Origin of the sequence: Martinezella calliandrae (assembly GCF_030272695.1) — a bacterium.
Classification (GTDB): Bacteria; Pseudomonadota; Alphaproteobacteria; order Rhizobiales; family Rhizobiaceae; genus Rhizobium; species Rhizobium calliandrae.
Genome location: NZ_JARFYN010000010.1, coordinates 100,969 through 118,908 on the forward strand (window position 1 = coordinate 100,969; position 17,940 = coordinate 118,908).

The 17,940-nt window shown below is 59.3% G+C and carries 15 protein-coding genes; 6 read left to right on the forward strand and 9 right to left on the reverse strand.

Annotated elements, in window-relative coordinates; all coding sequences use genetic code 11:
• Nucleotides 1-229: 229 nt before the first annotated feature.
• The 3 genes from PY650_RS10105 (at nucleotide 230) to PY650_RS10115 (ending at nucleotide 4,043) form a co-directional block, all read left to right on the forward strand.
• Nucleotides 230-2,944 (forward strand): ABC transporter transmembrane domain-containing protein, encoded by a 2,715-nt coding sequence (locus PY650_RS10105; RefSeq protein ID WP_285879041.1) that lies wholly within the window; start codon nucleotides 230-232, stop codon nucleotides 2,942-2,944.
• A gap of 52 nt (nucleotides 2,945-2,996) precedes the next feature.
• Nucleotides 2,997-3,473, forward strand: a complete 477-nt coding sequence (locus PY650_RS10110; protein ID WP_285879042.1) for a cyclic nucleotide-binding domain-containing protein — start codon at nucleotides 2,997-2,999, stop codon at nucleotides 3,471-3,473.
• A 312-nt stretch (nucleotides 3,474-3,785) separates the two neighbouring features.
• Entirely contained in the window at nucleotides 3,786-4,043 is a 258-nt protein-coding gene (locus PY650_RS10115) for a hypothetical protein (RefSeq protein WP_285879043.1), read from the forward strand.
• Between the two features lie 148 nt (nucleotides 4,044-4,191).
• Here PY650_RS10115 and PY650_RS10120 read toward each other — a convergent pair whose 3' ends face one another.
• The 5 genes from PY650_RS10120 to PY650_RS10140 all read right to left on the reverse strand — a co-directional run bounded on the left by PY650_RS10120 (nucleotide 4,192) and on the right by PY650_RS10140 (nucleotide 10,727).
• Nucleotides 4,192-5,334: a fumarylacetoacetate hydrolase family protein gene (locus PY650_RS10120; RefSeq protein WP_285879045.1), complete on the reverse strand. Its 1,143-nt coding sequence runs from the start codon at nucleotides 5,332-5,334 to the stop codon at nucleotides 4,192-4,194.
• A gap of 180 nt (nucleotides 5,335-5,514) precedes the next feature.
• Entirely contained in the window at nucleotides 5,515-6,885 is a 1,371-nt protein-coding gene (locus tag PY650_RS10125; protein ID WP_285879046.1) for an alpha-glucosidase/alpha-galactosidase, read from the reverse strand.
• 19 nt (nucleotides 6,886-6,904) lie between these two features.
• Entirely contained in the window at nucleotides 6,905-8,575 is a 1,671-nt protein-coding gene (locus tag PY650_RS10130) for an ABC transporter ATP-binding protein (protein ID WP_285879047.1), read from the reverse strand.
• Between the two features lie 11 nt (nucleotides 8,576-8,586).
• The gene (locus PY650_RS10135) at nucleotides 8,587-9,717 is read right to left on the reverse strand and encodes an ABC transporter permease (protein ID WP_285879048.1); all 1,131 of its coding nucleotides are present in this window, start codon (nucleotides 9,715-9,717) and stop codon (nucleotides 8,587-8,589) included.
• The gene (locus tag PY650_RS10140) at nucleotides 9,717-10,727 is read right to left on the reverse strand and encodes an ABC transporter permease (protein WP_285879049.1); all 1,011 of its coding nucleotides are present in this window, start codon (nucleotides 10,725-10,727) and stop codon (nucleotides 9,717-9,719) included. The genes PY650_RS10135 and PY650_RS10140 overlap by 1 nt, the downstream gene beginning before the upstream one ends.
• Here PY650_RS10140 and PY650_RS10145 point away from each other — a divergent pair.
• The gene (locus PY650_RS10145; protein WP_285879050.1) at nucleotides 10,726-10,884 is read left to right on the forward strand and encodes a hypothetical protein; all 159 of its coding nucleotides are present in this window, start codon (nucleotides 10,726-10,728) and stop codon (nucleotides 10,882-10,884) included. The genes PY650_RS10140 and PY650_RS10145 overlap by 2 nt on opposite strands.
• Here the strand turns inward: PY650_RS10145 and PY650_RS10150 are convergent.
• Nucleotides 10,881-12,968: an ABC transporter substrate-binding protein gene (locus tag PY650_RS10150; protein WP_285879051.1), complete on the reverse strand. Its 2,088-nt coding sequence runs from the start codon at nucleotides 12,966-12,968 to the stop codon at nucleotides 10,881-10,883. The genes PY650_RS10145 and PY650_RS10150 overlap by 4 nt on opposite strands.
• Before the next feature lie 134 nt (nucleotides 12,969-13,102).
• Nucleotides 13,103-14,569, reverse strand: a complete 1,467-nt coding sequence (locus PY650_RS10155; RefSeq protein ID WP_285879052.1) for an alpha-glucosidase/alpha-galactosidase — start codon at nucleotides 14,567-14,569, stop codon at nucleotides 13,103-13,105.
• Between PY650_RS10155 and PY650_RS10160 the strand changes: the two genes are divergently transcribed.
• Nucleotides 14,550-14,738, forward strand: a complete 189-nt coding sequence (locus PY650_RS10160; protein ID WP_285879053.1) for a hypothetical protein — start codon at nucleotides 14,550-14,552, stop codon at nucleotides 14,736-14,738. The genes PY650_RS10155 and PY650_RS10160 overlap by 20 nt on opposite strands.
• Nucleotides 14,739-14,816: 78 nt before the next feature.
• Entirely contained in the window at nucleotides 14,817-15,686 is an 870-nt protein-coding gene (locus tag PY650_RS10165) for an AraC family transcriptional regulator (protein ID WP_349644489.1), read from the forward strand.
• A gap of 6 nt (nucleotides 15,687-15,692) precedes the next feature.
• On the opposite strand, the gene PY650_RS10170 is transcribed toward PY650_RS10165, so the two are convergent.
• Both PY650_RS10170 and PY650_RS10175 read right to left on the reverse strand, forming a co-directional pair.
• Nucleotides 15,693-16,112, reverse strand: a complete 420-nt coding sequence (locus PY650_RS10170; protein WP_285879056.1) for a DUF983 domain-containing protein — start codon at nucleotides 16,110-16,112, stop codon at nucleotides 15,693-15,695.
• 222 nt (nucleotides 16,113-16,334) lie between these two features.
• Nucleotides 16,335-17,738, reverse strand: a complete 1,404-nt coding sequence (locus PY650_RS10175) for an aminotransferase-like domain-containing protein (RefSeq protein WP_285879057.1) — start codon at nucleotides 17,736-17,738, stop codon at nucleotides 16,335-16,337.
• Between the last annotated feature and the right edge of the window lie 202 nt (nucleotides 17,739-17,940).

The window sequence follows — 17,940 nt, forward strand, 5'->3', positions numbered from 1 at the left end:
GTTGCGGCCAAAAAATCGATTACAACGCCTTAACGTTTTGCTCTCCTCGTCCTTTGCAATCTTGTGATATAAATCGAGAAATCAATGACTCGGGAGGTGCCCGGACTTCAGACCGGGCAGCGCTCCGTAGTCAAAATGGGGCCGCGCATTCACGATGAACTCCTCCCGCACCTCTGCAACATCGGCGCCACCGGCCAAGACCGTTGAATTTGGAAGCATGCAATAAGCGATGGAAAAGAGCCTAGCGCGTTACATCTGGTCGAATACCCGGCTGGAGCAAATTTGGATCCTGATGATCGTCGCGGCTTCGATGATCCCATACTTTCTGTCCTTCGACTTGCCGAAGCAGATCGTCAACGGACCAATCCAGGGCAAGGGTTTCGAGCATCCAGGCCAAACCCAAACCTTCATGCATATCGCTTTCGACGTGCCCGTGCTTGGGCACCTCGAAGTATATCAGGGCATGCAACTCACCCGTTTCTGGATGCTGATTGCGCTCAGTCTGGTGTTCCTCGCGCTTGTCGTCCTCAACGGCCTCTTCAAGTTTTACATCAACACCTACAAGGGCCGACTCGGCGAGCGCATGCTGCGTCGTATCCGTTTCGAGTTAGTCGACCGTGTGTTGCGGTTCCCGCCAGCCCATTTCAAGCGGGTCAAGCCGGCTGAAATCGCCACCATGATCAAGGATGAGGTAGAGCCCATGGGGGGCTTTACCGGCGATGCCTATGTGACGCCGGCGCTGCTCGGCGGCCAGGCGATCACGGCGCTCGTCTTCATCATCATGCAGAATTTCTGGCTGGGCATGATCGCTGCTTCCATCGTTGCGGTGCAGGCGGTTGTCATCCCGCGCATGCGCAAGCGGCTGCTGGAGCTCGGACGCCAGCGGCAGCTCACCGCCCGCGAACTTTCCGGTCGCGTCGGCGAAATAGTCGAAGGCATCGGCACGATCCATGCCAACGACACCACCAATTTGGAGCGCGCCGACATCGCTGCCCGCCTCGGGTTGATCTTCTCGATCCGCTACGATCTCTATCAGTGGAAGTTCCTGGTGAAATTCATCAACAACTTCCTCGCCCAGGTCACGCCCTTCCTGTTCTATTCGATTGGCGGTTTCTTTGCGTTGCAGGGGCGCCTGGATATCGGTCAGCTCGTCGCTGTCATCAACGCTTACAAAGACCTGCCGGGGCCGCTGAAGGAGCTCATTGACTGGGATCAGTCGCGCCAGGACGTGCAGGTCAAATACAATCAGGTGGTCGAGCAATTCAGTGTCGATGGTCTGATCGACGCCAAGATCCAGGTCGTCTCGCCTGCGCCGGCTGGCCGGATCACCCATTCGCTGGTCGCGACGAATTTGACTGTGGTCGACGACAGCGGTGCTCGCGTGCTCGACCACGTCTCAGTCGAGATCCATCCCGGCGAGAAGGTGGCAATTGTCGGCGATAGCGGTGCTGGCGGCGAATACCTCGCCGAGGCGTTCGGCCGGCTTGTCTGGCCGGATTCTGGTCGCATCGCGATCGATGGGCGCGACCTCTTGGAACTGCCGGAATCACTGACGGGAAGGCGCATCGCCTATGCCTCGTCGGATACGTTCTTCTTCCATGGCACGTTGCGGAGCAATCTTCTCTATGGCCTGAAGCATGCACCATTGAAGACCGCCGACTATGATGATGCCGCTGCTAACGAGATCAAGTGGCAGATGGCCGAGGCGCGTCGCGCCGGCAATCCGGAGCTCGATCTCAATAGCGACTGGGTCGACTATGCCGCCGCCGGCGCCAGCGGCCCGCATGATATCTACTCGGCCATCCGCCCTGTCCTTGATGCCGTTGCCATGTCCCAGGATATTCTCGACATGGCACTGCGCTCGAATGTCGATGCGGCGACGCATGATGATCTCACCTCGCGTATCGTCGAGTTGCGCCAGGCGCTGCGCGTCAGACTGAAGGAGGAGAATCTCGACGGACTTGTCGTGCCTTTCGAGTTCAACACCTACAATTCGCAGGCGACTGTTGGCGAAAACCTATTGTTCGGCACGTTGAAGCGGCCATTGATGACCAACCGCAAGCTCGCCGCCCATCCCTATTTCCAACGGCTCTTCACCGAGACCGGCCTAGATACAGATCTCTACGACATGGGCCTGGAAATTGCAGAGAACGCCGTCGAACTCTTCACCGACCTACCGCCGGATCACCCGTTCTTCCAGCAACTCACCTTCATGACGGCCGAGGATATCCCAACCTACGAAGCGTTGCTGCAGAAGCTGAACGGAAAGGGCTTCGACGCTGCGACACCGGACGAGCGGGTGTCCATCATCCGCCTCAGCTTCTCCTATATCGAACCCCGTCACCGCTTCGGTCTTTTAACACAGATTCTGATGGAGAAGATCGTCAAGGCACGTGCCAAATTCCATGAACATATCCCGGCCGATCTGGCCCGTGTGATCGAGCGTTACGATCCCGAACGCTTCACCGCCTCGGCGACGTTGATGGACAACGTCTTGTTCGGCAGGATCGCACACCAGCAGGCCGATGCGCCGGAGCGCATCCACAGCATCCTTTATGATGTCTTCGAAAGGCTCGGCATGCAGGACAGCGTGCTGTCGATCGGCCTCGATTTTGACGTCGGTTCCGGCGGCAAGCGACTGACCAACGTGCAGCGGCAGAAACTCAATCTCGGCCGCGCTTTGCTGAAGCGGGCAGATTACATTATCTGCAATCGCCCGCTCCCGGCGCTCGACCACCGCGTCCAGGACCAGATCGCCCGCGCGATCCTGACGAGGGTCGACAACAGCGACTACGCGCCAGCGGTCGTTTGGGTTTTATCCAATCCGGGCTTTGCAGAGTTGTTTGATCGTGTTTTGGTATTCGATCGCGGCAGCTTGGTTGAAAGCGGCACGTCCACCGATCTTTTAGAGAAAAACGGTATGTTCAAGGAACTGTTATCGTAATATCCTATCACCTCGGTGGTATTTGGGGCCCGACTGTGGGGGTTTGAAGCTCATGCTTCTGAAAGATGAAGTTGAAATGCTAAAGCGGGTGCCGATTTTTTCGCGCATTGCACCCGCCAAATTGAAGCTTTTGGCATTTACCTCGGATCGCGTCAGCTACAATGCCGGTCAGGCACTGTTTCATCAAGGCGACCAAGGCGATGCCGCCTACGTTGTTCTTTCCGGAACCGCTGATATTCTTGTCGATAGCCCGACCGGGGAGATCAAAGTCGCCGAGGTCGATATTAACTCCATCGTCGGCGAAATCGCGATCCTCTGCGACGTCTCTCGTACCGCCACCGTCAAGGCGACCTCACGGCTGGAGGCGCTCAAGATTAGCAAGGAGCACTTCCTGAAGCTGCTCAGCGATTTTCCCGAAATGGCCGTCGAAATCATGCGCGTCCTCGCCGATCGCCTCAATCACACCACCTCCGAACTCACCGCAGTCCGCAGCCGTCAGAATCAGCCGCAGCCAATGTCGACCCATTGAGACTGAGAGGTTGCGCGCTCGGCCTTTTGACGCATTGCGCCAGCCCGTTGCGAATGCACGAGCATTCCCCTTGATCTGCTCTTTCCCTCATTGGCATGAGCTCGGATGATAGACCGTACCGCTACCTCCATCGCATGATGGCGGCGGGAAAGCTTCTCCTAATGCACGTCCTGGCGGATGAGGCTCCGGATCTTCGGCGACAAATTTCCTACAGCCATCATACGGACAATGGATGAACTATCGCCTCGATTGCCGAGTTGTCCTTAGGACTCAATGCGCTCAGAATTTCCGATGCGGTAAGGAGACGCCGTGATGCTCATGGCGTTCATCCTTTTCGACTGGAACCAAAAAGCGATGACCGAGCGCGAGAAGCAGATTGAATTGGATCGCCTCATAAACATCCTCCGGGACGACGGCATGCCCTATCCCAGAATGAACGGTGAGCCCATGACCGGTGCCACGCTCGATAAGACGGTTTCGGAGTGTCGGCGGCTTGTGTCGATATCGCGGCGATCCGGGCCGCTTATCGGATCTTCGCAGCAACGCCCTTTGCAGCCATACAGCCTTTGAGAGTGTGCCGGCACCAGCGCCGACAATCCAAAACCTATCGGCGGCGACGTGGGTTTCTGAAGCACGACCTTTGCAAATCGCCTTTGCACGAACCGTGCCTCGGTTCGCTTGCCGCTTGGGGCAGACGAATCTTCACGTCGCGCCGCCGTCAGATCAGCCCTCGCCCAGCCAAATTGCGCATCAGATGCGACGTTCCAAAGGTCCAGGGAGCACATTCCGTCGACAGCAATACGCGGTTCTTCAATGCGCCGAGCTTGTCGTTGGAGATGGTGACGATGTCGCCGACCTTGTGGGTGAAGCCCTGGCCGGGCGTGTCCCTATCTTCGACGGGAGCAAAGAGTGTGCCCATGAAGAGGACGAAACCATCCGGATACTGGTGGTGGCGGCCGATGGTCTGTGAGACGAGATCGAGGGGATCGCGGCTGATTTCCTTCATCGACGAACGGCCATGCAGGACATAGCCGTCTTCGCCTTCGACCTTGAGGTCGAGATCGGCGTTGCGAACATCGTCTAGCGCATAAGTCTCGTCGAACAGACGAATGAAAGGGCCGATCGAGCAGGAGGCGTTGTTGTCCTTGGCCTTGCCGAGCAGCAGTGCCGAACGTCCCTCGACGTCGCGCAGGTTGACGTCATTGCCGAGCGTCGCGCCCTTGACCCGGCCCTGGCTGTCGACGGCAAGCACGATTTCCGGCTCGGGATTGTTCCACTTCGAGATCGGATGCAGACCCACATCGGCGCCCACGCCCACCGAAGACATGACCTGTGACTTGGAGAAGACCTCGGCATCCGGGCCGATACCGACTTCGAGATATTGCGACCAGACACCCTCTTCGATCAGTGCCGCCTTCACCTTGGCAGCCTCAGGCGAACCGGCCTTCAGGTTACGAAGGCTATCGCCGATGAGGGCCGTGACCTTGCCTCGGATCGCTTCCGCAAGATCCGGATTGCCGGCCGCGCGCTCCTCGATAACGCGCTCCAGCATTGAGCGGGCAAAGGTGACGCCGCAGGCTTTGATCGCCTGGAGGTCGATTGGAGCAAGGAGATGGATGGCTGTCGGGTCAGCCTTGGCCGCAAGCAGGTGATCGAGATTGGCGACGGCTTCGCCCTTCTGCGCGCGGACAAATCCGACCGGATCATCCTTTTCCAGGAGGTCGCGCATCGTCGGCGCTTCCTTCGAGGTGATGTCGTAAAGCGCGCCGTCGCGGACGACGACAAGGGCCGGCCCCTTCACGTCAGGACGCCAGATGCGGCCAACAAAGGTTCCGGTTCTGAAGATATCTGAACTCGTCATGTGATTGATCTCTCCCAAAGTTCGCCCCGTTTTTAGCGCAGGCGGCGAGGCATTGCCACATCCGATCAGCCTGGAGAATAGCTGGTTTTGGATTTTCATTTTCTCCACGATAGACAAGAGACAGGGCCCCGCAGCGATGCTGCGAGGCCCTTTCGGCCGCAAAACCGGGAGGGAATAGTTTTAAGCGGCCTGATCCTTGCGGTCGTTGCGAGCCCATTCCGGCAACCAGGTGCCATGCGTGGCGAGAAGCTCGTCGACCAACGACCAGATCTGGTCGAGATCGAGCTCGGCGGCCGTATGCGGGTCCATCATCGCCGCATGGTAGATGTGCTCGCGGTTTTCGGTCATCAACGCCTGCACCGTCAGTTCCTGCACGTTGATGTTGGTGCGGATGAGTGCGGTCAGTTGCGGCGGCAGATCACCGATGAAGGTCGGCTGGATGCCGGAGGCGTCGACAAGGCAGGGAACCTCGGCGGCGCAATTATGGGGCAACGAGGTGATGCAGCCGTTGTTGCGGACATTGCCGTAAATGACCGAAGGTTCGCCGGTCCAGACCGAATTAATGATCGAGGAGGCATATTCCTTCGATTGGGCCACTTCGATCTTGTCGGCGCTGCGATATTGCTCGGCCTGGTTCTTCCAGCGCGCGATCTGCTCGATGCAACGCTTGGGATATTCATCAAGGGGAATGCCGAATTTCTCGATCAGGTCATCGCGGCCTTCCTTAATGAAATAGGGCGTGTACTCGGCGAAATGCTCCGAACTTTCGGTGACGAAATAGCCGAGCCGGGTCAGCATCTCATAGCGGACCTTGTTCGGGCAGCGTGGGTTCCAGCCAGGCTTCGGCGCCCGCCCCTCCCGATAAGCGCGGACCAGATCGGGATAGAGATCGCGGTAAGAGCCGTCCGGCTGGCGATGCTCGAATTTCAGGTAGAAGGCCATATGGTTGATACCGGCCGAGCGGTAGCGGATTTCGTTAAAGGGAATGTCGAGATCCTTGGCCAGTTCCATTGCTGTGCCCTGCACCGAATGGCATAGACCGACCTGCTTGATCGTCGGGTATTTCTCGGCGATCGCCCAGGTATTGATCGCCATTGGGTTGACGTATTGCAGCATGATGGCTTCGGGGCAGACGGCCAGCATGTCCTCGCAGATCTTCCAGAGATGCGGCACGGTACGCAGCCCGCGCATGATGCCGCCAACGCCCAGCGTATCGGCGATCGTCTGGCGAAGGCCATATTTCTTCGGCACTTCGAAGTCGGTCACCGTGCAGGGCTCGTAGCCGCCGATCTGGAAAGCGACGACGACGAAGTCGGCGCCATCAAGGGCCTGGCGTTGATCGGTAAAGGTCTCGACCGTGGCCGATGCACCAAGCGTTAAGGCCAGTTTGCGAGCGACGATGGCGCTTTCTTCCAGTCGCTGCGAGTTAATATCCATCAGCGCAATTTTTGCGCCCGCAAGCGCCGGACGCTGCAAAACATCGCCGATGATGTTCTTCATGAAAACGGTCGAACCGGCGCCGATAAAGGTGATCTTGGGATTGCCTGCCATGTCAAAGTCTCCTGAATGCTTATGAGGCTACCTCGAACGCCGCTCTGACGAGGCGCTCGGTGTAAGCGGTCTTGGGATTTGAAAGAACGTCGTTGACCGGCCCCTCTTCCATGATCTTGCCGTGCTGCATGACGATGACGCGATGGCAAAGGGCGCGGACGACCTTGAGGTCGTGGGAGATGAACAGATAACTCAGGCCTCGTTCGTCCTGCAGCTTGCGCAGGAGATCGATGATCTGCGCCTGGACGGAAAGGTCGAGCGCCGAGGTCGGCTCATCAAGTAGGATGAATTCCGGCTCCAACGCGATGGCCCGGGCAATGGCGATGCGCTGACGCTGGCCGCCGGAGAATTCATGCGGGAAGCGCGACAGGATGTTTGCGGGCATGCCGGCGCTGACCAGCGCTTCCTTCACACGCTCCAGCCGCTCAGCCTTGTTGGCGCCAATATTGTTGACCACCAGCCCCTCGGCGATGATCTGGCCGATCGGCATGCGCGGGTTGAGCGAGGAGAAGGGATCTTGGAAAACGATCTGCATGCGCGAGCGCAGAGGCCGCATTTCGGCCCGCGAGCGGCCGTGAATCGCCTGCCGGTCGAAATAGATTTCGCCGCCATCGGCATCGATAAGCCGCAGTAGCGCCTGGCCGAAGGTAGTCTTGCCGGAGCCGGATTCGCCGACGAGCCCCAACGTCTCGTGCCGGCGAAGCTCCAGGCTGAGGCCGTCGACGGCGACCAGCTCGCGCAGGTCCGGCTTGAAGAAGGTACCGTGGCGCAGCATGAAGGCAACCTTGACAGCTTTGCCTTCGAGGATGGTGTCACAGTCCGGCGGCAGCGGCTTGGCCTGCCCGCGCGGTTCGGAAGCGAGCAGATGCCGCGTATAGGGATGTTGCGGCCGAGCGAAGAGCTCGTCAGTCTTATTGTGCTCGCGCATTTCGCCATGCTGCATGACGTAGACGTAGTCGGAAAACTGCCTGACCACCGTCAGATCATGGGTGATGAGGATCACCGCCATGCCAAGCTGCTTTTGCAGGTTGCGGATCAAATTCAGGATCTGCGCCTGCACTGTCACGTCGAGCGCAGTCGTCGGCTCGTCGGCGATCAGCACGTCCGGGTCGTTGGCGAGTGCCATGGCGATCATCACGCGCTGGCGCTGGCCGCCGGAAAGCTGATGCGGATACTGCTTGAGCCGCGCTTCCGGATCGGGAATTTGTACCTGCTGCAGCAGCGCCAGCGCCCGCTTCTCTGCTTCACGACGGCCGATCTTGCGATGGACACGGATCGCCTCGACGATCTGGCTGCCGACCGTATAGATCGGGTTGAGCGAGCTCATCGGCTCCTGAAAAATCATCGAGATGCGATCGCCACGCAGTTGCCGGCGGGCGCGTTCGGAGAATTTAAGCACGTTTTTACCGTCGTAGCTGACGGTGGATGTCTTCGAGACGACGGCACGTTTGGTAAGCAGCCCCATCACGGTGCGGGCGGTCACCGATTTTCCCGAACCGGATTCGCCGACGATCGCGATGGTTTCGCCGCGATAGAGCTGGAAGGAGATATCCTTGACGGCATCGACGATGCCATCTTCCACCTTGAATTTGACAGCGACGTTGCGGGCGTCGATGACGGGCGGCACGGTCTTGCTGGCGGCATCGAGCCGGGTATCGGGGGCAAAGGGATTGACGAGTGCGAGAGCCATGGTCCGTCTCCTCAATAGGGATCGATCGCGTCGCGCAGGCCATCTCCGAGCGCATTGAACGCAAAGACGGTGACGAGCACGAAGGCTACGGGTGACAGGATCCAGGGATAGGAGCCGATGACTGAATAGGTAGACGTGTCCTGCAGCATTAGCCCCCAGGAGATCAGTGGCGGCTTGACCGCAAACCCCAGGAAGCCGAGGAAGGATTCCAGCAGCACGACACTTGGGATTGCCAGCGTCACCGTGACGATGACATGGCTCATGACGTTTGGAAAAATATGCTGAAGGATGATGCGCCGGTCGCTCGCCCCGACCGCCATGGCGGCACGAACGTACTCGATCCGTGCCAAGGCCAAGGTCTTGCCCCGCACCTCGCGTGACATCTGGGCCCAGCCGAGCGCCGACATGACAATGATAACGAAGGCGAGGAAGACGTTGGTCGGCGCCGTCACGGGGATCAACGAGGTCAGCGCCAGGTAGAGCGGTAATTGCGGAAAAGCCAGCACCAGTTCCACGAAACGCTGGATCCAGGCGTCGAGCGTACCGCCAAAATAGCCGGAGACCATGCCGACAGTCGTGCCGACGACCGTGACGATGAAGACGACCGTCAGTGCGATCATCAAAGAAATGCGGGAACCATAGATGGCGCGGGAGAGCACGTCGCGGCCAAACTTGTCGGTGCCGAGGAAATGCACCGGCTGGCCGTCGGTCGAGCCGAAGAGATGGCGATTGCCGGGGATCAGGCCAAACAGCTTATAGGGCGTGCCCTTGACGAAGAAACCGAGCAAGCGCGGATTGTTATAGTCCGGTCCGACGATCGGCTGGAAGGTGACCGGATCGAGTTCTTCGGTTTCGGCGAGCGCATAGACCCGTGGCCGGAAGACGATATTGCCGTCTTTGTCGTGGAAGCTGATCAGCTGCGGTGGCGCAAAACCGGTATCGGTCGCCTTGGGGTCGACGGGTGCGACGAATTCGGCCAAGAGCGACATCAGCAGCAAGAGGATGACAAGGATCAGGCCACCCATGCCTGTCCAAGAGCGCTTCAAGCGACGCCAGACGAGGGCGATATAGCTCTCATTGCCGCTTTTCGGCTTAATCTTGTCATCGTCGAGTGGCGGCGGGGATGTGCTGAAGGCGAGCATCAGTTAATCCCTCCCTGTTGGCGGACACGCGGATCGAGCAAGGCCAGCAACATATCGGCAATGATATTGCCGACGATCAGCGTTGCCGACAGCACCATCATGAACGTGGCGGTGACATAGACGTCGCCGACCGCCATAGAGCCGACGATCGCCGGACCGACGGTCGGCAACGCGAAGATAATCGCGGTTTCGATTTCGCCGGTCAGCATATAGGGCAGTACGACACCCTGATACATGACGAGCGGATGCAGCGCATTCGGCACGGCATGGCGCATGATGACGGCGCCACCGGAGAGGCCTTTGGCCCGGGCAGTCTCGACATATTGCGCATTCAATGTGTCGAGCAGATTGCCGCGCATGACGCGCATGTTATAGGCGAGCCCGCCGAAGGTGGCGATCGCAACGACCGGCCAGACATGCTTGACCAGATCGACGAACTTATCCCAAGACCACGGCGCGCCGCCAAATTGCGGTGAATAGAAGCTGCCGATTTCCGACACGTTGAGCTGGAAGACGAGAATATAGACGATGATCAGAGCCATCAGGAAGCGCGGCACTGTCATGCCCAGAAACGAGATGCCGGAAAGCAGACTGTCGATCCAGCTATATTGTCTGGTGGCGGCCCATATGCCAAAGCCGATACCGAGGACGGAAGCGAAGAGATGGCATACGAGGGCAAGCGCTAGGGTCCGCGGCAGGCGCTCGCCAACGACATCGGCCACAGGCTTGTTGTAGAACATGCTGTAGCCGAAATCGCCCCGGGTCAGGATCCCGCCGATCCAGTTGAAATATTGCACGACGATCGGCCGATCGAGGCCGTGCTCGTGGCGATAGATCTGGGCTTGAGCGTCCGCCTGCTCAAACGACGCGCCACCCTGGTTCATCAATTGCGAACGGATGAAGTCGGCATAATCGCCGGGCGGTGCCTGGATGATGGCAAAAGTCACCACGCTCAGGATGATGAGCACGGGTATGGCAGAGGCTATGCGCACGAGCAGGAATCGCAACATGGGACGGTTCGCTTCTCTTCTTGCCGCCGGTGGTCTGCATCCGCAGAGGATAGCACGGACCGGCTGGGTTCACCTTGCCCGGCTGCATCTAACGCAGCCGGAATTCTTTGCTTGTGGCGGGCAGCCGGCCCGGCGGCCGGCTGCCTTGCTGCGTTAGTTGATCGGCCCGGCGCTACCCGGGGCACCCGGAAGCTGCTCGGGGAACAGCTCGTATTTGCCCTGCTTGTCGGCCGCGACCCACAAACGCTCGCGAATGATGGAGTCCTCTGCCCAGTTGAACATGAAGATCGGCGTACCCGGAGGCACATTCGAGAAGCGCTTGTTGATGATGAGCGCGCCGGGATATTCCGTCAGGCCGATGTTGTAGAGGTGCTCGGTCGAGATCTTCTGATATTGTTTCATCAAGGCCACGCGCTCGTCGCTATTCTGCGTGGTCGTGAACTTGTTGACGATATCGACCATCTCCTTTTCGAAGGGCATCAGGTCCACCTGACCGCTTTCGGGCGCGCGGTGGTTCCAGCTCGTGCGCGGGCCAACCGGAGCAAGCTGTTCGGTGTTTTGAACCACCGAGGCCAGTTCCGTGCTGTTGCGGCGGACCATCCAGTCGAAGCGGCCGCTATAATTGGCGTCGTCGCGCTTCGGTCCGTCGAGTGCGTTGATGATGACTCGAAGCCCGAGCTTTTCCATCTGGGCCACAACGCCCTCGGCAAGGCTCTTGTCCGTGGTGTAGTCATTGCTGACCAGCAGGGTGATTTCGACATTCTTGCCGCCGGCGACACCGGCCGGGAAATTGACGATACCGTCGCCGTCGGTGTCTTTGAGACCGGCCTTCGCCAGCTCAGCCTTCGCACCGGCCAAATCGAACGGATAATAGACGGTCGAATTGCGGTCGTAGAAGCTGGTACCCGAGGACAGGCCGCCCGGATAGATTGCCGTGAACGGCCCCTTGACCAGGGAGTCACCGATTGCCTTGCGATCGAGCGCCATGGTCACGGCCTTGCGGAAATCCTCGTTTCGATTGAGATCGCGGATTGCTTGCCCGCGTGCGTCCGGATTGCCCCAGCCGTTGGCGGAGAAGTTCATCTGCAAGTTATAGCCGATGAGGCGCGGTCCGAAGGCGAGACGTGCGGGAGCGTCCGGCTGTGCGGCACGCTTCAGCGAGGCGACGAAGTTTTCCGGCTGCTCCAGATTGGAGAGGTCACCGGAGCCGGCAACGGCCTGCACGTCGCGGTCCGCCCAGGTCGAAAGCTTGTAATGCAGTTCGTTGAGGTAAGGCAGCTGATTGCCCTTCTCGTCGACCTTCCAGTAATAGGGGTTGCGGCGCAAGACGATGATGTCGTCGGAACGGTATTCGACCGGCACCCAGGCGCCCATGACCGGAATGTTCATATATTCCGGAGGGAAGGCATTTTTGAACTGATCGTAGGTGTTCTTGGAATATTTCGGGTGCTGCGGCTTCAGGATATGCGACGGGCCCGGGCAGAAGTTAGGATAGGCCATCGTATAGAGATATTGCTTCGGGAAAGCGTCCTTGAAGGTCCATTCGATCGTGTAATCATCGATCTTCTTGAGGGTCGTGCCCTCGCCGAAGGCTTCCGGCGATGCGCCGCCGCCGAGTGGCGAGACATTCGGGTCGATGACTTCGTCTTCCCAATAGAACATGATGTCATCGGCGTTGAAGGCTACGCCATCGGACCATTTCGCGCCTTCGATTAGGTGCATGGTGAGCTTGTGGCCGTCCGGCGACCATTCCCAGCTCTTGGCAAGGTTAGGCAACGGCTCGGTATCTTTAGCCTCGACCTGGAACAACGGCGCGGTGCGCGTCAGGCACTCCGACAGGCCAATGTCGATGCCGCCCCAGCCCTGGGTCTGGCCGGCGCCGTAGTTCCATCCTTCCGGCCGGCCGCCGATGACATGGCGCAGCGTGTCGCCGTAAACGCCGACGCCGTCGGGCATGTTGCCGGTCTTATAGACCAGAGGCTCTTTCGGCAGGCGATCCTTGACTGGCGGCAGTTTGCCGGTCTTTACGAATTTATCCGTAACCCAACCTGGCTCGTGATATTCCGGCAGCGCCTTGAACTCCAGGATGGAGTCGCGTGGCACGTATTTGATCTTGCCTTCGGCCGGGAAAACCGGCGGCACCGGTGGCACCGTCGGTTCGGATGCGTAGGCGCTCATGGCGATTGCGGATGTGGCAATCGTCAACGCCGCAAGAATGCTGATCGGTCGAACATGTCTCATCGTTTTCTCTCCCCATTGTCGCGGGCGTCCCATGGGCGCGCCGCACTCCTCCATCGAACGGGAACCGGCTGGCATTGCGACGGGTCTCCTCCTGAAAGTTCCGTCGCAGCCAACATCTCCCGCACTTCCATGCACTAGCCGGCCTGTTTTACGGCTGCTTTTTCCGCTCTCAGCTCCTCAATCGAGCGCACGTTGCGGCTCGCCGCACCCTTCCATTCGCGCGTTTTCACCTTGCCGCGCGACAGGCGCTCCTTGGCTCCTTCCACGGCATCGGCATATTGCGGCAGCCAGCGGGCCTCGGCGACGATCATTTCATCGACCATTTGCCAGACTTCCTCCGGCGTCGATACGGCGCCGACCAACGGATCATGAAGAACCGCAAGCTTCAGCAGGTCAAGATCGCCACTGACGGCGGCGTGAACCGACATGCGCTGGACATTGATCGAGGAAATGCAGGTCGCCGCGCAGGCTTCCGGCAGCGTGATGCCGGCCACCATATTGATGCCGAAACGATCGACGAAGCCGGGCGATTCGATAATGGCGTCGGAAGGCAGATTGGTAATGACGCCGTTGTTCTTGACATTGAAATGGCCGCGATAGACGCGATTGGTCTCGAGCGCCTCGAGGATATGGCTGGCATGCTCGTTCGAGCGTTTGGCCGGATCGATGGGCTTCGAGGCGCTCTCGAGGATCTGCGGGAATTCCGTCTCAAACCAGTTGCGGGTCTCGGTCGAATGGCGGAGGTAGCCGCCGGTCTCGCCGTGGATCCAGTCGGACATGTCGATCCATCTGTTGATCTCGTCCGGCCGCTTGCGGTACCAAGGCAGATATTCCGACAGATGCCCGTTGCTTTCGGTCGAATAAACGCCGAAACGCTTCAGCACGTCGATGCGCAGCTTTTCCTGTTGCGAATAGACCGGATGCGCCTCGAAAGCGGCGACAAGCTCATCCTTGCCGATCTTGCGGCCATTGAGGCGAAGATCGACGAACCAGGTCTGGTGATTGATGCCCGAGCAGATATAGTCGAGCTCCGATTTGTCCTTGGCGCCCAGGACTTCGGCGATCTGCTCGGCGCCGTGCTGGACGCCATGGCAGAGACCGATCGTGTCAACCTTGCCATACTCGATCGCGGCCCAGGTGTTCATCGCCATCGGGTTGGCATAGTTCAGGAACTTCGCGCCAGTTTCGGCAACTTCGCCGATATCCTTGCAGAAATCGAGAATGACGGGAATGTTGCGCTGACCATAGAGAATGCCGCCGGCGCAGATCGTGTCGCCGACGCATTGGTCGATGCCGTATTTCAGTGGGATTCGGATATCTTCGGCATAGGCTTCCAGCCCGCCGACGCGCACGCAACTGATGACATAGCGCGCGCCATCTAATGCCTTGCGGCGCTCGGTGGTGGCCGTCACCCGCGTCGGCAACTTGTTTGCCTCGACGATCCGGTCCAGGATCGCCTTGATCATCGTCAGATTGTGCTCACTCACATCGGTGAGCGCGAATTCCACGTCGCGAAATTCCGGCACGCAGAGAATGTCGGTGAACAGCTTTTTCGTGAAGCCGACGCTGCCGGCGCCGATAATGGCGATTTTGAAACTCATGATCCTCACCTTGAAGTCGATCAAACAATCAGCAGCGGAGAAGAAAATGGTGTTTTCATCCCGTGATCACGCCGATCGCGTGGCAACGGCAAAATCAGCATTTTCTCCTCTTTCTGCCGGTCCTCATCGGCAGATCCATGCTGTCTTCTGGGCGGGATTATGCCTATAATCATCTGGCCGACCAGAGAACTATTATGCTTTCAAGGGTAATTTTGTGCTGCAAGATTTGATCGCCAACGGCCAAACCATGCGGACTGTTTCGCTGCCGCGCGGACGCCACCGACTGCATGCCATGCCGACCAGCGCCGGCTATGAAATAAGGGACAACGAGATTTACGATTGGGACGGCCGCCGGCGCGGCCAAACGCCATTCACGGTGTTGCAGCATACGATCAGCGGCAGTGGCCGTCTGCGTTATGAGAATCGCAACTACCGCCTGGGTTCCGGCGACACGCTATTGGTGCTGGTGCCGCACAATCATCGCTATTGGTTGGAGAAGGGTGAGCGTTGGGAATATTTCTGGATATCCATGAACGGTGAGGAAGCATTGCGTATCCACCGCCTGATCCTTTCTGCCGCCGGGCCGCTTTTGAAATTGCAGCAGTCGACGATCGATCATCTTGCCGATTGCAGCCTGCGGCTCGTCAGGAGCGCCACCACGCCGGCTTCCGCCTCGGCGGTGGCCTATGAAGCCGCAATGGCGCTTTACGACGACGTTTTCGGCTCACATGCGGTCGCGGCCGATCGTTCCGCCATGCAGACTGTCATCGACTATATCGAGGCCAATCTGGAGAAGCCGCTACCGGTTAGCGAACTTGCCAAGGTCAGCGGTCTCAGCCGCGCCCATTTCTCACGCGTCTTTGCCGATAGCGAGGGCCTGCCGCCGGCCGAGTTCGTCCTACAGCAGCGTATGCAACGAGCCGCGAAGCTCTTGACCAAGGCGGCGTTCATTCCGGTCAAGGAAGTGGCGATCATGTCGGGCTTCGACGATGCCAATTATTTCTCGAAGGCTTTCCGACGCATCTACGGCATCAATCCTACAGAATTCCGCACCACCGGCATGTATGCGGCAGTGCGCAGCCCTGGGGAGGAAATCAGGAATACAAAGGCGAGATAGACCCGGCTATGCAGAATGCGGATGCAGGTCGTCGTTGCGGGGTGTTTCCAGGCGTGCCAGCTTGCCCTCTTCCGCTTTGTAGAAATATTGGCTCGCCACCAGCCAGCCCTTCAGCGGGCGCAGTGGCGGGATACAGGTAAGCAGCATAAACGGCAGCGTCGTGAAGGCATGCACCCAATAGGGAGCCTGGAGGGCGACTTCGAGCCAGACGGCAAGCGCGACGCTCGGAATGCACGCGAAGCAGATGACGAAGAAGGCCGGGCCATCGGCCGGATCGGCGAAGGAATAGTCGAGGCCGCAAACCTCACAGGACGGACGCAGCGTTAAAAAACCGTTGAACAAATGTCCCTGACCGCAGCGTGGGCAGCGGCTGCGCACGCCGGTCTGGAACGGAGAAAGTGGTGGCCATGTGTCTTCGGATGACATTGTCTTGTCCCTTCCAAAATCGGGCATTCGCCTGGAAGCGCGATGTCCGAGGGCCTCGCAGGCGAAGCGCCCCATGCGGGTCGTCTCGAAGCCGGGCGGCGCTATCGGCGACTTTCAAGCCGCCCGCCGCCCGTTGAAAGTTGTATGCCACGGAATACATACATTGTCAATTATTGTATGCATATTGTCTTGACATATATGCAGCCGCGGCAATTTGTCCAATCAGATAACGATCGCCGAAGCGGCCGGAGTCTCCGCCAGGAGATCGGCGACGATGCCGAGGCTCTGGCGCAGATGTTCGTGATCTTCCGCAGCGCCGAGCCCAAGGCGGACCGCCTCCGGCGCCGGGCCAAGGGCAAAAGCATCGCTTGTGACCACGCCAATGCCGGCGGAGCGCAACCGCGCGGCAAACTCGCCACGCGACCAGGCCGGAGGCAGCCGAAGCCAGGCGTGGAAACCCTCGGGATCGACAAGGAGGTTGGCAGCAGGCAGCAATTGCGCTGCAATAGCCTGGCGCTGCTTGGTTTCCCCCCGGATTGCGGCGAGCACAGCCTCTGCTGTACCGTCGTCGATCCAGCGGCTGGCGATTGCGGCCGAAAGCGGCGAGGCCATAGCAGAGGTGGCGCGAATGATGCCGGCGAGCCTCATTGCCGCGCGCAAATCCGGTACGGCAAGATAGGCGATGCGCAGAGCAGGCGACAGGCATTTGGCAAGGCCGGCAATATGATAGACCCGCTCCGGTGCGATCGCCGCCAACGGCGCGATCGGTTGCATCGGTAGTGCGCCATAGGCATCGTCCTCGATGACCGCGACATCATAACGGGCGGCGATATCGAGAAGGGCCTTGCGCCGTGACAAAGGTAGCGTGATCGTCGTTGGATTGTTGATGGTGGGATTGCAATAAATCGCCTTGGGTCGCCTGCTAACACAGACTTGCTCAAAAGCTTCTGGAATCAACCCCTTATCGTCGATTTCTATAGCTGCGACGGCTAGCCGCAAATGCGCCGCGACGGAGAGGAAGCCCGGATATGCCAGTGCCTCGGCGCAGACCGTGTCGCCCGGCGCCGTCAGCATGCCGGTAACCGCAAGCAATGCGCCCTGAGCGCCGGGACAGACGAGAACAAGTTCCGGCCCGATACCGGGCAGCCGGTTGGCGAGCCATCCTGCTGCGGCCTCGCGGTCGCGGGCTGCGCCGCCGGGCTGTTGGTAGCGCAGCAACAGGTCCAGCCCGTCGCTCGTTTCCAATCCGCTGATCCCTTGCCACATCCGTGCCGCCAGAACCTGGTCCGCAAAGCGTGGCGGCAAGTTCATGCTCATATCGACCAATCCGCTCGCAAGCGGCTTTTGTCGCGGCGGTGGCGTCCGGCCCTGGCTGACATAGGTGCCCTGCCCGACCCTTCCTTCCACCAGACCTCGCCTGCGCGCTTCGGCATAGGCGCGGGTGACGGTGGTGAAGTCGATGCCGAGCGCTTCGGCCAGCGCTCTCTGTGGCGGCAGGCGCACACCCGTTGCCAGGCGGCCAGAGTCGATGTCGGCCTGCAACGCATCGGCGATTGCCAGATAGACCGGTCCCGCCGTCTTGCTGACGGAGGGAGTCCAGAAAGACGGTGGCTGATCATCAGTCATGTCGGCATCTCTCAATTGAATGTATGTATATTGTATGTTTTTTTGGACTTCGAGCAAGGGGGCGGCAGTCACGAAATCCAGATCCGATATCCGATTTCGTTGCACCGTCGCGGCAGGCCTGTATAGATGTCGCCCGACCGCGACGACGTTTTGCGTGGCAACCGTACTTTTTTCTAAAGCAACCCGCCTTCGTCCGGGGTGT